Source organism: Methylobacter sp., assembly GCF_036845245.1.
Classification (GTDB): Bacteria; Pseudomonadota; Gammaproteobacteria; order Methylococcales; family Methylomonadaceae; genus Methylobacter_A.
On the sequence record NZ_DAIUEH010000009.1, the window covers coordinates 98055 to 113630 of the forward strand.

Annotated in this window: 14 protein-coding genes and 1 pseudogene; 1 reads left to right on the forward strand and 14 read right to left on the reverse strand. The window is 49.7% G+C overall.

Annotated elements, in window-relative coordinates; all coding sequences use genetic code 11:
- Nucleotides 1-119: 119 nt before the first annotated feature.
- The 12 genes from V7051_RS06085 to V7051_RS06135 form a co-directional block, all read right to left on the reverse strand.
- Complete coding sequence (locus V7051_RS06085; protein WP_333874050.1) at nt 120-3215, reverse strand: PAS domain S-box protein; 3096 nt, start codon at nt 3213-3215, stop codon at nt 120-122.
- A gap of 392 nt (nt 3216-3607) precedes the next feature.
- Nucleotides 3608-3760, reverse strand: coding sequence for a hypothetical protein (locus V7051_RS24615; RefSeq protein ID WP_442919630.1), 153 nt, complete (start codon nt 3758-3760; stop codon nt 3608-3610).
- Between the two features lie 74 nt (nt 3761-3834).
- Entirely contained in the window at nt 3835-4122 is a 288-nt protein-coding gene (locus tag V7051_RS24620) for an efflux RND transporter permease subunit (RefSeq protein ID WP_442919629.1), read from the reverse strand.
- Nucleotides 4080-4583: a hypothetical protein gene (locus V7051_RS06095; protein ID WP_333874051.1), complete on the reverse strand. Its 504-nt coding sequence runs from the start codon at nt 4581-4583 to the stop codon at nt 4080-4082. The genes V7051_RS24620 and V7051_RS06095 overlap by 43 nt, the downstream gene beginning before the upstream one ends.
- 224 nt (nt 4584-4807) lie before the next feature.
- Nucleotides 4808-5218: an ExbD/TolR family protein gene (locus V7051_RS06100; protein WP_333874052.1), complete on the reverse strand. Its 411-nt coding sequence runs from the start codon at nt 5216-5218 to the stop codon at nt 4808-4810.
- 2 nt (nt 5219-5220) lie between these two features.
- Nucleotides 5221-5877 carry a MotA/TolQ/ExbB proton channel family protein gene (locus tag V7051_RS06105; RefSeq protein ID WP_333874053.1) on the reverse strand — a complete coding sequence of 219 codons (657 nt, stop codon included), beginning with the start codon at nt 5875-5877 and terminating at the stop codon, nt 5221-5223.
- Between the two features lie 202 nt (nt 5878-6079).
- Entirely contained in the window at nt 6080-6859 is a 780-nt protein-coding gene (locus V7051_RS06110) for an energy transducer TonB (protein WP_333874054.1), read from the reverse strand.
- A 19-nt stretch (nt 6860-6878) separates the two neighbouring features.
- Nucleotides 6879-7145 carry a hypothetical protein gene (locus V7051_RS06115; protein WP_333874055.1) on the reverse strand — a complete coding sequence of 89 codons (267 nt, stop codon included), beginning with the start codon at nt 7143-7145 and terminating at the stop codon, nt 6879-6881.
- A gap of 472 nt (nt 7146-7617) precedes the next feature.
- Nucleotides 7618-8136 carry an aspartate carbamoyltransferase gene (locus tag V7051_RS06120; protein WP_333874056.1) on the reverse strand — a complete coding sequence of 173 codons (519 nt, stop codon included), beginning with the start codon at nt 8134-8136 and terminating at the stop codon, nt 7618-7620.
- Between the two features lie 145 nt (nt 8137-8281).
- Entirely contained in the window at nt 8282-10735 is a 2454-nt protein-coding gene (locus V7051_RS06125; protein ID WP_333874057.1) for a TonB-dependent receptor, read from the reverse strand.
- Nucleotides 10736-10983: 248 nt separating this feature from the next.
- Nucleotides 10984-11964 carry a FecR family protein gene (locus V7051_RS06130; protein ID WP_333874058.1) on the reverse strand — a complete coding sequence of 327 codons (981 nt, stop codon included), beginning with the start codon at nt 11962-11964 and terminating at the stop codon, nt 10984-10986.
- 63 nt (nt 11965-12027) lie between these two features.
- Complete coding sequence (locus V7051_RS06135) at nt 12028-12543, reverse strand: RNA polymerase sigma factor (RefSeq protein ID WP_333874059.1); 516 nt, start codon at nt 12541-12543, stop codon at nt 12028-12030.
- 538 nt (nt 12544-13081) lie between these two features.
- Between V7051_RS06135 and V7051_RS06140 the strand changes: the two genes are divergently transcribed.
- A complete protein-coding gene (locus tag V7051_RS06140; RefSeq protein WP_333874060.1) occupies nt 13082-13672 on the forward strand; it encodes a Uma2 family endonuclease in 591 nt (196 codons plus the stop codon).
- A 38-nt stretch (nt 13673-13710) separates the two neighbouring features.
- On the opposite strand, the pseudogene V7051_RS06145 reads toward V7051_RS06140, so the two are convergent.
- A pseudogene (locus V7051_RS06145) lies at nt 13711-14916 on the reverse strand (PepSY-associated TM helix domain-containing protein).
- Nucleotides 14917-15084: 168 nt separating this feature from the next.
- Nucleotides 15085-15576 (reverse strand): TonB-dependent receptor domain-containing protein (locus tag V7051_RS06150; RefSeq protein ID WP_334168719.1); only part of this gene is annotated, 492 nt, incomplete at its 5' end.

Genomic DNA, 15576 nt, shown 5'->3' on the forward strand with positions numbered 1-15576 from the left:
GTACGGTAGATTGGCGTTACGAAATAGCTCCGGCATGAATCTGAACGTCGGTTTTTTCCATGTCCATCTACCGTGCTGCCGTCGGCAAGATATACAGAATGTAGGAATTGCCCAGTCTGTTAAGGCTCATCATTTTTATAGGTGGGTAGGGTGAAATAAAAAGTGGTGCCTTTTTCAGCTTGGCTATTGAAATGCAAGGTTCCATCATGGGCTTCGATAAGTGAACGGCTGATGGATAGACCCATGCCCATGCCGTCCGCTTTGGTGGTATAAAAGGGTGTTAATATTTTTTGTTGCTGATCGGTGTCAAGCCCCGGCCCATTGTCTTTCACCCTGACCTGTATGACATTATCCAGAGTCAAGTGACTCTGGATGGTTATTCGGCGTTGTTGTTTGGTGCTTAATTTTTGCAAAGCATCAATGCTATTTCGAATCAGGTTTAAAATGATCTGTTCAATCTGTACATGATCGACATAGACAGGCGGTAGGTCATTCTCCAGTTCAAAAGTCAGTTTTATGCTGTGTTGTTTAAGCTCGGCAATACAGAGGTCGGCAGCATAATGAATCAGTGTGTTAACGTCGGCGGTTGATCGATGTTTGGCATGGGATTGGACAAATTTCCTCATACGGTGAATTATCCGTCCCGCCGTTAGAGCTTGTTGCTGCGTTTTGTATAATATCTCGGAGAGCTTTGCCAGATCGGGATTGTCAGCGTTAATAAGGTTTATGCTGACTTGCGTGTAGCTGGCAATCGCCGACAGGGGCTGGTTGACTTCATGGGCAATGCCTGAAGCCATTTCGCCCATCAGTCCAAGGCGGGTGACATGGGCGAGTTCGTCCAGATGTTGCTTATCCTGCTGTTCCCGGCTTTTGCGCAAACTCACATCACGCACAATATAGGTAAAATAATGGGCGTTATCGACTGAAAACTCCGCGACGGACATATCCAGCGGCACCGCAAAACCGTTTTTGTCAACGCCTTCAACTTCCTGAATTTGACCGATGAGCTTTAAAGCATCGGGCAAGCTGTAACCATTCGTTTCTTTTGATGACGGTATGAGCTTGTTAATACTGCAGCCGATCAGCTGCTCCGGTTTATAGCCGAAAATTGTTTCTACTGCGGCATTCGCGGATACAATGGTATTGGCTATATCAACAGTGATAATGCCTTCCACAGACGCGGCAAAAATAGCGTTGAATTTGGCTTCGATTTGTTTTCGCTGGGTAATGTCATACAGAATCACTAAATGCACATTTGCGAAATCGTGATGAATCGCAGCGGCGCTCGCCAACACGGTTTTAATATTATTGTCATTACAACGAATTGCCAACTCCAGCGGAGGAAAGTCGGTCTGTTTTTGTTTGGCTTTTTCCAATGTCGATTGCCAGCTAGTCTTTATCCAGTGCCGATAGTCCGGATCAGGGAAGGCTTTTATCTGCCATTCTGCCATAGTGGGAATATCATCTACGCTGTAACCAAAGGTTTGCACAAACGCCGGGTTCAGTAAGGTAATATTCTGCTGCTCATCATGCAATGCCATCGGCACAGGGGAAACTTCAATGATAGAGCGGAATTTTGCTTCGCTGGTTTTCAGGTCATCTTCCATTACTTTGCGCTCAGTGATGTCCAAAGCGACTCCATGGAGTCCGACAATGACACCACTGCCGTCCTGTATTGCTTCCCCGAGAGCCAGTATCCAGCCGTGCGTGCCGTCAGCCCTGAGAAATTCAAGTTCCAGCTTGTAGGGGATTCCCGTTTTCTGTGTGTGGGACAACGTAGTGCTCAGGCGTTTCCAACTTTCAGCGGTGAACAACCGGAAGAGCTCGGGGTAATCCGGCGGCGGCAACGCCGGGTTTAGACCGAATATGCGGTAAAGTTCTTCCGACCAAACGGTACGATGAGTCGTTACGTCCAGCTGCCAGCTGCCCATATGGGCAATTCGCTGGGCTTCTTGCAGTTCCTTCCGGCTTTGCCGTAGAGCCACTTCCGCCTGTTTGCGTTCAGAAATATCGGCATGTGTTCCGATCATGCGCAAGGGCTTGCCATCTTCGCTTCGGCTGACCACCGAACCTCTAGCCAGAATCCATTTGTAGCTTCCATCCTTGCAGCGCAATCGGTGCTCACAAACGTAAATATCCGTCTGTCCAGCCAAATATGCCTGTATCACGCGTGCAACATGGGATTGATCATCGGGATGAATTCGGTTTAGCCAATCTTGGCGAGTAGGCAGGATATCGGTTTCGGTATAGCCCAGCATCTCTTTCCAACGGGTGGAATAGTTGACTTCATCGGTCTGGATGTTCCTGTCCCAAACGCCGTCGCCGGAACCCTCAATGGCAAATTTCCAGCGATATTCACTAGCGTGCAACGCATCTTCGATTATTTTGCACTCGGTAATATCGCGAATAAAGGCACTGAAAAAATACTTGTCCTTTTGCTTCAGCGCGCCGACAGTCAGCTCTATCGGAAACTCCGAAGCATCGGCGCGCAAGCCGGTAATCTCCAGACGTTTACCGATAATATTCGAACGACCTGTTACCATAAAGTGCGATATACATTGCAGATGTCTTTCCCGATAAGCCGGCGGAACGATTAACTCTGCCATTTTTCGCCCTAAGGCTTGCTTGCGGGAATAACCGAAAATATGTTCGGCTTGGGCATTCCAGTCTATTACGTTGCCGTTATGATCCATACTGATGATTGCATCTAACGCTGAGTCCAGCAGTAGCTGAGTGCGAGCGATGTTTTTCTGTAGCTTAATATTAGCGACCCGTAAAGCTTTCTCTGCGGCTTTTCTTCGGTCTATCTCTGCTTGCAGCTGTTTGGCGCCGGGCAAAGACAAGGAGCGTGAAATAAGATATAGCACCAGCACAGAGACGGCGATCGGAATAACCAACCTAAAGGCTTTAATGACCTCGTCCAGCCGATATAAAGGTATCCAGGTCGTGATAGCCGACAGCAAATGCGTAGTGCCGCAGGCGATAATAAAACCGGCAGACATGGCAGCCAGCTTCGGATAGGGAAAGTCCTTACGCTGTCGGCTAAAATAGACGAGCATCAAGGAAATGGAATAATAGACGAGAGCGATCAGCAGATCAGAGATGGCATGCAGCCAAAGTAATATGGGGCTACACGATAGGTAATGGCCATGAGGAATGGCTTGTTCAATACCTACAAAGTTAAACAACCGCTCCCACTTGTCGTGCTCGGACATAGAGGTCCAATCAATAATTATAAAAGTTTCTGTATGTTATCAGATTTTGGCGACAATAAAATTGAGGTGTGGTGCTGTTTGCTCACTACGATTTCGTCCGCTTGACTTGGTTCTTTCAGGCGTCGTAAGCAACTTAGTTTATTGCGTTAGAGAAGCCGTCTTTTTACCCTCTGTGATCAGGATATTATCAGAATTTCTATCATAAGCACGTCTTGAAATGATCAAAGCAGATATATTTTCAGTCGGTACCGAAAACGGTTGGCTCAGAATCGATCAGTGAGGGCGGACAAGCTTCTTTTATTTGCCCAAAATGGCATAACAAACCGGTGTTAATATCAGGCTGGCAGCCATGCCGAACAATAGCTCCGCCGACAGCGATAAGGTCATCGCAATCAGGAATTGCGCTTGCGGACTGGCTTCCAGCAGTGCGGCAAGAATCCGGCGAAATTGGTCAGGAAGGCCAAAAAGATCGGCCGAAAGCGAGCGGTGCAGGCTTCGCAAATCAGTTCCGTCACCGGATTGTCCTGATCCTGATGCTCTTTCATGTAGTCCAGCAGCACCAGGCTGTCGTTGACGACCACGCCGCACCAAGCGACCGGCGGCGATCTTGCCGGATCAGTTAGGCGACGCCGTGGGCTAATGCGACTTTAGCCAATGAGCCCAGCGGTGCATGCTGACCGTCCGGCAACTGCACCGGCAGCGCGGCCAAGCTGTCCAGCGACTGTCGTTCCTCGCGCGGGTAACGCACCATCACCTTGACTTCATTGCGTCCGCGCTGCACTTCATCGCCGTAGTAGCCGTGGCGGACCTGATCGGACAAATCTTCAAGACGCAAGCCTAAACGTTCGGCTTCCAGCTTCAAGGTCAAGCGGATTTCCGGCTTGCCCGGTTCGCTGGAATCGACCACGTCGTAAACGCCCGGATACGCGGCAAACGATGCCGCCGATAATGATCAGCATCATCAACGTCGGCCTGGGCTTCTTCCATCGCCAATTGACGTTTGTCTTCGGCGATTTGTGCTTGGGCTTGCGCGATAGCATAGTCGTAATCGCGTGGATCGATAGTCACCAACAAATCGTTGCGGGCAAAAAAACCGCCGGTGACAAAATCAGGATGAAGCTGGATGATTTTGCCCGATACTTTCGGGGTCAAATCGATTTCATTGCGCGGCGTGACGATGCCTTGGGAATGAACATCGAGCCTTAGCGTTAGCGGTTCGGCCTGAATCACGGTAACCAACGGGGCACTTTGGCATTTGGCGTTTTCGGAACCATTTGCGGGCGTGTGGCAATGACAGCCCAAGCGCAGCCGATGCCGGCCAACGTGCTGCGCCTTCGATACGGGTTTGCTCTCGCGACGACTCCACACGGGCGGCAGCTTTCAGGTCATAGTTATTGCTCAGTGCGTCTTGCACTAAGGCTGTTAGCGTGGGGTCGGCAAAAGAGCTTAACCACTATGTTGCGATTGGGCTGCTGGATGCGTTGTCGGTTGTCCATTGCGCTCCGGTGCTGTTGCACAACCTGTTGCAAGCACCATGATTACGCTGATTATAATACGCAGGTCGGTCAGCATTACAAACCTGGCCGGGCAAATTACTGCTCCACGGTCACAAAAGCTATTTTGGCGATTCCGGCATGTTGAACGGTCGCCATCACTTCGGCAACTTTGGCATAAACAACGTCCTGGTCGGCATATAAATGCAGGCCGATTTCAGGATTTTGCAAAAGCTCATCTTTCAAAGCCGTTTCCAAGACGGCAAGATCGGCCATGGGCACTTTGTTCAGCGTTATAATCCCTTGCGCATCAACGCCGAGCTGTAGCGGTTGCTCTTTAGTATCTGCTGTAGTTTCTGCGGTTTTCGGCAAAGTCACATGCACCGATTGCGTCAGTAACGGCGCGGTCACCAGTAAAATAATCACCAATACCAGCATCACATCGACCAGCGGCGTGACGTTGATGTCGCTCATTGCTCCTTCGTCTTCCGATTGCGGTTTAAAAGCCATGTTTATACCTTGTGCGCAGTTGACGCGATATGCATAAAGCTGGTGACAAAATTTTCCAATCCGGCACGATGCTCTTTGACCCGGCGCAGGAAAAAGTTATACGCCAACACCGCGGGTACGGCGACCGCAATACCGATTGCGGTGGCGACCAGCGCATCGCCGATCGGGCCGGCCACCACATCCAGGCTGGTCGAACCGCTGGCGGTAATCTCATGCATTGCATGCATGATACCCAGTACTGTGCCGAACAGGCCGACAAACGGCGAGGTGCTGCCGATACTGGCGAGCAGGGTCAGGCCACTTTCCATCAGATGTTGCTCTTTCTGCATTTGTACCAACAGCGAGTGTTCCAGTAACTCAGCCGGAGAACCGATATATTTAAGGTGTTTACCGCCGGCATGTTGGCTTTCGTTGAGCCAGGCAAAACCCTGATGTGCGATCCGGGCTTGCGGGCCGATGGCTGTATCGTCAGGCACTGATTCCGCTTGCGCCAGGTCGGATGCATCCCAGAATGCGGCGTTAAAACGCCGGTTACGGTAACTGTTATTGGTGAACTCCCAGATTTTAAATAGAATCACGGTCCATGTGGCCACCGAAAAAGCCAGCAGTGTGTATAAAGTACCGTTGATGATAATTTCCGGCGAAATGTGATAGTGCATTAAGATCTCCTTTTTTAGTTATTAATTGATGCTATGGGTCGTCTACGAAAAATATGAAAATCGGAGTGCAGGCTTCGTCAGTTTGGCAAGCGAAGCCTGCACGCCCGGCACAGGCTATTTAGAGATGGGCCTCGGCGCTAAATTTTTACATTCGTTTTTTTGTGGACCGCATACTGGCCTGGCCATTGCACCGGACCTAACATTAGTTATTCAAAACAAAATTAATAGGCACGATTACCGAACTGGATACTGGCGTTTCACCGCGTTTTGCGGGAATAAATTTCCATTTTTCGACTGCTTCGATAGCGGCTTCGTCGAGCACCTCATAACCGCTGCTGCGTTGCACGGTGACTTCCTCGCTATCGCCCTCGGCTGATACTTTGACCCGTAGTTGTACGGTACCTTCCCAGCCTCGGCTGGTGGCAATGCCGGGGTATTTCGGTTTGGGATTGGAGCCGTAGTTGGCGTTGAAATTCGCTTCGGTAAAGGGCGCGGTATCTGCCACGGTCTTGCTTGACGCATTCGCGGCAGCGCTAGCCGCTACCGGAGCAGGGGCGGATTCAGCCGTCGATGGCGCAGGCAGCATTTCATCGGCCATAGTCAGCGGTTTTGGAAGCTCCATTTGTTTGCGGATAACCGGCTGCTTTTTCTTGACCGGCTTCTTAACAGGCTGTTTTTTTTGCTCTACCGGTTTAGGTTGTGCAATCGGCGCAGCCGCTGCTTGCTGGCTTGGTGCGGAAACCAGCGATACTTCCATTATCATCGGTTGAGCCTGGGTAAAGGGTTCAGCGGGTTGCAGCATCCAGATAGCGCCCCATAGATGCAATAACAGCACCAAGATCAATAGCAAACTACCCATTGAGCGCGGATTTTCCTGACTTGTTAAGGCGTTAAGCAGCGAGCTCGCTTTTTGCGCAGTCGGTATTGCTACTCCGTCCAAAGGCGTTAACGCACTGCTTTCATGGCTATTGAATAAATACATAGGGAACATGCTCTTTTTATCAAAGCACATGCTCGGGCGGACGGCTTAACAGTGCCATCAAACGCTCAAGTTTTTCATCGACTTTAGCCACATAAGCTTTAAGTTGAACCAGCTCGCCTTGAAGATCGTGCGTATTTTCATGAACATGCTGAAAATGAACTTGGAAATATCGTGGTAGAGGAAATAAATCGATTAAATCATCATCTTTTTTAACATCACGATTTTTAGGCGTCTTTGCAGGGGGCTTTACCCCTTTAGGTTTTTGCACCAGTTTTAGTGTTTTCATATCGTCTTCCTCATGTCGTTAGTTTATTTTTATCAGCCTTTGCGTTTTGATAAGGACGAAATAAACGTCATAAATTCTTATCTGGACTTAAACGAGTCTTCAATCATCATGATAAGGTTAAAAAAAACCATCCCTGGCTAATGTTTACCGTGCCTGACACAAAATGAGGAAGACAACGAAGCCCGGAATTTGCAGCGTCTAATTTAACAGCCGGTTTTTAGGGAAAAACAACAAATTGCGAGCCTCAACTATAAGACGTTTCAGGTGCAAGAAATCCTCACCTAAAAGCTAAAAAAATTATAAATAACTCAATGAGGCAATTGGGTCATTATAAAAAAGTACATTTTTTAAACGTTATATCGGTATATTTTGGGCTTTTAACTTGTTAGCTCCATAGGTTGCAGGGTCAAGAGCGAGAAAAAATTTTCCAGCCTTTGACGTGTATTGGAAGCAGTACTTGATGATTCAAGTTTTATGGTTTGTGATGCATTAAATGATGTGGATGACCGGGAACAGCATGACGGGCGTGATCGCTCAATTGCGCGTCGAACCATTGATGAATGGCTTCAATCAGTTTGGGGTCATCTGTTGAATAATCGATTTCGGCACCATCAGGCAATTCCTTATAGCTAATCTTGATCTGATCCGGCTTAGCAGTTTTCAACTCCGCTAAACCGGGCATATCTTCGCCATGAATCCTTGCCGGATTGGAAAAGTCGCCTTGTATAAATTCCTTTGAAATCTTTGACAGATGCTCGCGGATTAACTTGATTTGCTCAGTATTGGAGCTGTCTTTAACAATGACCTGCTGCAAGCCGCCTCTATCGGTTTTTGAAAAAATATGAGTGGTCTGCTCCAAATTGAAAGGCATGACATGCGAGCCGCGTCGTGCAATCTGATCAAGCCGATCGTCGCTTGCCTTTTCCACGGCCTGGGCCGGTATCGCTATAAAAACCAGCGCTACTGAGAGAGATGTTATTAATTGCTTCATAATCGGGTTTCCTTGGTAGCGTTTCTTGTCATGTAAGAAAGGTAGTTGCTGTTCAGCGAACGGCTGCAGGGCGCAAATATTTGTCCATACAACCGTTCACGTGCTGATTTTATGTCGCTTGCATAACGTTAGCTATCAAGAACACTTAATAGTTTATAGTCATACCCACATTGAATGAACGGCCCATACCGGGCACGGCGGTTCCGGCAATACTTTTTTCCCCAATATAGGTGCCACCCAAAGGCAGGGCATAGTTTTTATCGAGAAGATTATCTATGCCGCCATCGATGCGTAAATGCTTCCAGGTATAGCTGCTGCGCAGGTTGAGCAATGCGTAACCCGCGGTTCTAGGTTCCAAGCGGACGGCTTGTACGTCTGTTTTAGGCGCGACTATTTGCGTTTCGATAGTATTGGACCAGCCTCCGCGGCGATGCTCCAGCGCTACCGTCGCATTGAACGGCATCTGTTGGTACAGGTTACTGCCGGTATCGTTGTTTTTCCCCCGGACATAATTTAAAACGGTTTTACCGGTCAGGCTGCCGTATTTACCGGTATCCACTAACAGTTTAGACCCGGAAACATCCACGCCGAACAGATGTGCATCGAAGTTGGCCAGTTGCAGTAAATTAAAACCGCCGGACGGACTGGTACAGGTTACGCCATTGGCCGGTTGACAGAGCCGCGCGTCGATATAGTTTTCGACGTGAGTGTAAAAAGGCGTGATCTTGGTTTCCCAGTTTTCCTGGTCGGCATCGTGCCAATTGGCTGTGGCGCTGACGGTATGGGCGACTTCAGGCTTAAGGTTGATGTCGCCGACATAGCCGTTGGCGTCGCCGACCCAGTTGTTCATGAACATCGACATCGGCATGGTCATCATGCCCATGGTGCGTCCGCGAGACCAGGCAAAACGCTCGTAAAGATTGGGCGAACGGGTTTTTCTTGACGCCCCTAATTCATAAGTCTGCATGTCGTTCGGGGTATAGCGAGCCAGTGCGGTCCAATCGATATTAATGTCGGTTTGTTTCCGGTTTTGACTGTTAACGCTCCGCGCCTCCGGCGTAATGACGCCGTAATCCATCACATTACCGGCATTCATTTCCACCGCTCCGACACGGGCGCCGAGTTGTGTCAGCCATTGCTGGTTCCAGCGGCCTTCCCATTCCGTGAACAGATCAATGCGATCCCGGTGTCCTCCGTTAATATTCCAAAACGGCCCCGGTCCTTGCATCATGATCATCGGGTTGGGGCCGAGCGGGTCCCACCAGTCGTCCAAGCGGTAACGCTGATACTCGCTGCCTACGGTCAGCAAATGCTTGTTGGTGATATCGATGTTGGCTTTTACCGACAGTCCCTGGTTAACGCCATGCGTATCCATCGGCATGCTGCGGGTCGGCGTCGTCAATTTATCTTCAAGGAAGTTCATTTTATGCTGGGCATCCTCGTGATAGGCGCGAGTTTCAATGTTGCCCCAGTCGAACCGGCTTCTTGTGAAGACATTGGCGAACCAGCTGTCATCGCCGGTCATGTCCATCCGTACATTAGGAAAAGCTTGATAAGGAATGTTTTGCTGGCCGACCTTGATCACGGCAAGATGGTCGTCGTTGCGCAAAGCCAGCGACAGCGACTGGTTTTCGGATTTATAGGCGGAAGAGGCGACCACATCGTTGCCGTTTTTAGTATTGGTCGTGGTGAAGTTCCCGCCGGCTTTGTAATTACGGGACTGCACCGTTGAGCCGGTGTACTTGAGTTCCGCATGCTCGTTCGCTATCGAGGCGGCAATATTTCCGCCGCGAGCGTCGCCGTTGGTGCGGTAAAAGGTCGAGGCCTGGCCTTTTATCAACGGAGCTGCGCCGGTCTCGGCAAATTCCGGGTCGGCCGAGTTGACGCGAATCGTGCCGCCGATACTGTCGCCGCCCATGCTGACCGGCGTGATTCCGGCAAGCACTTGCGCGCTTAATACGCTGGAAGGCGCAACATAAGATAAAGCGGGATTCATATGATTGGCGCAAGCCGAAATCAGGTTCATGCCGTCGACCTGAACCCGTAAGCGGTCATCCGCCAAGCCGTGGATGACGGGACGGCTGGAAATGCCGCCGCCTCTGGAGAAGCTTACGCCGGGCGTGCCTTGAAGCATTTGCGCGGTATCGCTGACAGCGGTCCGGGCCAGGGCTATTTTGGAATGATCGAGATAAGTGCCGAACGGTTGATCGACATTGGATTTTTGCGCTTTGATCGTTAGCGTATCTAAAACCAAAGGGTCTTCTGTTTTTTTTGCACTCTTCTGGCCGGGTTTGTCGGTGGCTGCCTTAACGGCTACAGTGTTGTCACCGGTGAAAGTGTAATCCAGCCCACTCTGCGCCAACAGCTTTTCCATTGCTTCGCGTTTGCTGAAATTTCCTTTCAGCGCGGAGCTTTTTTTACCGACTAAAGCGCCATCGGCGTAAAAAGGTTGCAATCCGGTTTGCTTACTCACTGCCTCTATCGCTGCGGCTAGCGGTTGCGCGGGGATGTTGAGGTTGAAAGTGCTCTCTTCGGCTACGGCAGATCCCATGACCATTGCCAGCGGCAAGGTTGTTATCAGTTTGGGTAGTGTGCGCATCAGTTCTCCTTTAAGTTTATTTTGTTGACGCTAACTTATAAGACTGATTTCGAGGTTGCAGACCGCCACTTTTTGAAAAATAGTTATGTAAGCTCTCAAGCTCGAGTTTACTTTGGCTGCTTACGCTTGCAGGCGAAGTCTGCACTCCCGTTATCGGTAGTTTTTCGCGCAGGTTTCCAAACTGGAGATTTGGAGCCGGTGGAAGATGTGTATAACGATGAGAGCAGGTGTTTGGGAGCCGTGGACGGCTATTTAGCCGGGGCTATGACAAAGGTATTGGTTGCGGTTTGGGTGACTTTGATCGGCAAGGCGCCTGCAATGGTATTGAGAGCAAGGCTTAAATTGTTGATCGGAAATACTCCGCTGACCTTAAGCGACTGTAGACGCGAATCGGGTACTTGCAGTGAGGCATCGTGATAACGGCCCAGTTGCTCCAGTACTACATTCAAGGGTTGGCCTTTGAATACCAGCTGCCCTTTTTGCCAGGCGGTGGCTGTATCAATATCGGTTTGTGAAATGGCGGAGATTTGTCCGGTCGAGTCGTAACTGATCTGCTGGCCGGGAATCAGGTTTTGCGTTACGGCATTGTGATCGGCGGCAACGCTGACTTCGCCTTCCAACACCGTTACCGATACGCGATCGGCTTGGCGATAAATAGTGAAGCGAGTGCCTATGTCCTGAATACGACCATTTGCGGCGATGACTTCAAAAGGCTTTTCCGGGTTGTGAACGACTGAAAATAAAGCCTCGCCGCGTTCCAGTTTCACGCTGCGTCTTGTCCATGTGTACTGTACGCTCAGCTCGGTATCGGTATTAAGGTCGATGCGCGAACCGTCGCTAAGCTCGATGCCGAAGGATTCGCCTTTGGCGGTGCGGTAAGTGTCGGTGTTAAGCCATGGCCACCAAAACGGACTGAAGCCCGCGATAAGGGCAACGGACAATATGCCAGCCAGATGTTTTTTGGAGAATGCGCGACGAGACTGCCGGGCCTTGCGCAGATAAGAACGTGCAGCTTTAAGTTGGGGAGCGGCATGGGGCTCAATTTGGCTTAATCCTTCCCAAAACGCTGCCACCTCGTCGTGAGCAATACGATGAGCCTTGCTTTGCGCCAGCCAAACTTCGAAATCATCGCGTTCCCGGTCTGTGCAATTGCCGGAATGAAGCCGCGTTACCCAATAAACGGCGAGTTCATGGACGGAGCCTGATGGTATGTCGTGAGTGTCAGTCATAGGAATAGAGGATGTCGTGAGCGGCGCAGTATAAAACAATAGCGGCCGGCGATATACGCCGATTTAGCCACGATCACGCATCGTATAGGTAAAACAGTGGGCAAGCGCTTTGGCGCAATAACGTTCGACGGTTCGCCGGGGAAGCTGCAAGGCTTCGGCAATTTCGAGATGGGTTAAGCCGTCGATCCGGTTCAGCAAAAAAACATGGCGGTATACCTCGGGCAATGTTTTCAGCGCAGCCAGACAATTACGCAGTAGAAGCTCTCCTTCCATTAGCGCTTCCGGTCCCGGCAGCGGAGAAGTCAGGTCATCCGGTTCGACTGCATCGGTTTCGGTGGATTTGTTGCGAACGTTCTCTTTACGAAGGTAATCAAAGCCGAGATTGGCCGCCACCTTGTAAAGATAAGCGCGTGGATTGCCGATGGATGCGGGTTCGGGATGCTGTAGCAGGCGCAGATAAGATTCCTGCACCAGATCTTCGGCCGCGAAATCGCCGACCCGCCAACCGGCGAAAGTCAACAGCTCTTTGCTGTGATGACGGAATAGGCTGTTGAACAGATCGTGTTTGGATTTAGGCATTGAAAGTCGAGGACAGGCTATTGATTGACAAGTATTTGATAAGCGAAAGCAGCATCCATGCCACAGTTGGATGTTTTTTATATGAGCGCATACAGGCCTGATCTGACAAGGCTTGCGTTGTATTGAATAAGTTTTTTGGCTACCGGCGGGCGAGGAAAAGATGGCTATAGTTTGCAAAACTGCGTGATATGACACAGTGCAATAAGGCATATCACGTACGGCTTTTTTAGTCGCAGCGATCATGATGCGTGGCGTATGGGGAAGGGAGTACCAATTTCCCGAAATGTCGGCACCATATCATGTCGCCGTCGCAAACACCCTGCAATTATCCAGAAAAACAGCGTTGTTCACCCCCGACATTGCTTTTCAACCGGATCATGCTGGTCACTATTGCGCTATAGATGGTTAAGCGGTTGCCAATAATGGGGCATCTTTGTATTATCCATCACAAGCCAATCGGCGAATCCAGTTTGCAATCTTACGAAACTGAATCAACCGTTTGCCCAAACCAACACGCTTTATAACCGGAGACTAGCCCGTGGCATTACAAAATAGCCCTCGACACATCAGTGCGGAAGAGTATTTGCAAGGCGAATTACTAGCGGACATAAAACACCAGCTTATTGACGGCGAAGCTTACGCAATGGCAGGCGCCAGCGAGAACCACAATTTGCTGGCGGGCAATATCTTCAGTGAGTTAAAGAACCATCTGAAAGGCACCCCTTGCCGCACCTTTATGGCCGACATGAAAGTCAGGGTTGCCGAGGATTTTTTCTATCCCGACGTCATGGTGGTCTGCGATCAGGACAACGAAGACGAATACTACAAAAAGTCGCCGATTATCATCGTTGAGGTGTTATCCAAAGCCACCCGCAAATTCGACCAGACCAGCAAACGCATACGCTGCCAAACCATTCCCACATTGCAGGAATACGTGCTTATCGAGCAAGACAAAGGCGAAATACAGGTATTCAGCCGCAGCCAAAACTGGCAATCGTTTTATTACTATCTGGGCGATTCGATCACCTTTTACTCGTTAGGGATTACTATCTCGGTTGAAGACATTTACTCTCAGGTCAACAACGAAGACGTACTGGCTTTTATTGAACAAAAAACAGTACTCCCCTAAACAGGCGAGTTGGGTCGACAAAAAGACCGCAACCCAAGCTACATTGTTTTTAACTGATGCACCCTGCGTTTTTGCAACCAACGAATTACGCCGGTAATGAACAGCACCGGACAAGCCAAGCCCGATAAAAACACCAGAATCCGCCCCGTCCAGCCGAACGCTTGGCCGGAATGCAACGGCCATTGCCAGTGCGTGAACACTTCGCCGGCGGTGCCGATGGCCGGATCGTCCACGTCCAGTATCTTGCCGCTGTAACGATCTATCACCACGCAGCGCCTATGCAGAATACTGCCAGGTTCTTCAACGCCGTCTTTGCAGACGGTATAGGTGCTGGTGGGAGCGGTTGCGCCGTAAATCCAGCCAGGTCGTCCGGTTGGGTAGCGGTTATCGGCGATGGACACCGCTTGCGCCATCGTGATGGATTCAGTATTAGGCGTTGGCGTGGAATGGAACCAGTACCGGTAAGTGACCGGGGAAAACAACTCCAGCACCGGCACGACATTTTCGGGCAGATTCATGTAAATACCTGAAAACAATACCGGCAGCAGCACCAGCGTCGAATAAAAGCCGGAGGTTTTGTGCAAGTCGAACATAAAACGCTCGGTGCTCGCTTTACGCTTGATTATCAGAGCTTGCAGCCATTTGCCGGTCAACGGCCACCATACAATCAGGCCGGTCAATACCGAAATAATCAGCAACGCGCTCATAATGCTGACGATGACATAGCCCGGACTTTCGCCCAACAGCAGCGCATAATGCAGTTCGAAGATAAACCCAATGAAGGTTTTGGGAAACGGACTGTCGGAACCGCTCATCAGGCGTTTGCCGATGACTTTTGCGCTGTACGGATCGACATAAACCTGCCAATTTTGTATTCGGTCAGCGGCTAACGGTTCCGAAAAGGAAAGCTTGAAAGCCGCCTCGCCGTTACGCGGATAATCTGCAAACGTAAGCTGATCTTGTTTTGGCATTGCTAAAATACCGGCTTGGAAAATATCGGATAACGGTTTATAACCCGGATTGCCAACAGGTCGCTCAACTGTTAACAGCGTAGGATTTAGCAGTTCGTCGAGTTCGGAGTGAAATACCAGAATGCTGCCGGTAATGCCGAAGATAGCCAAAAAGCATCCTAAAATAAGCCCTAGCTACAAGTGTACGTTTAGCCATAATTGACGACGGCTTTTGAGGCGAATTAGGCGTAAGGATTTGTTTTCATCAAAAGCAGTTTTAGAAATTTTAAACACGATATAAAGTCCTGTCGGTTAGGCATGCTGTTTATACTCAACATTACTATGCTTTAAGAGAGTGGTGGATTTCGATTTTGCCTACTGTCGCATGATGCTAGAGACAACGAAAAGATGTTGCCGAACGGAGCTAAAGCGAAGCAGTCTCATGCAGGCTGATCTACCCAGTTAAAACTCCAAACGTATTGACCCCATCGCCGTCAGTGGTGCACCCGGGTAAATGCCGACACGCGGCGGTGCATTTTGAAAAGGATCGGTGGACTCGTAATAGATTTTATCTAATAGGTTGCGTATATTGAATTGCGTGATCAAGCGCGAAGTGCCGATTTTATAAGCATAACTGGTAAAGGCATCTACTCTGGCATATCCCGGTAAAGCGAAGGTATTATCGTTATCGCCTTGCCGTTGCCCGGCAGCGAAAACACCGACACCAAAACTCAAGCCATTCAGCGGTTCATAGTGATGAACATCATATTTGAGCCACAAACTACCCGAATGCTCAGGAACGTTGTTCAGGCGATTGCCCTGAAGACCGGAAAAGTCTTTGGTAATGCGCGCATCGGTGAAAGCATAGTTGCCGACCACACTGATTTTATCGGTAATTTGGTAGTGGATTAAATCTGTAATTAGGCATGAATATCCAAGCCGAATTCGACCTTG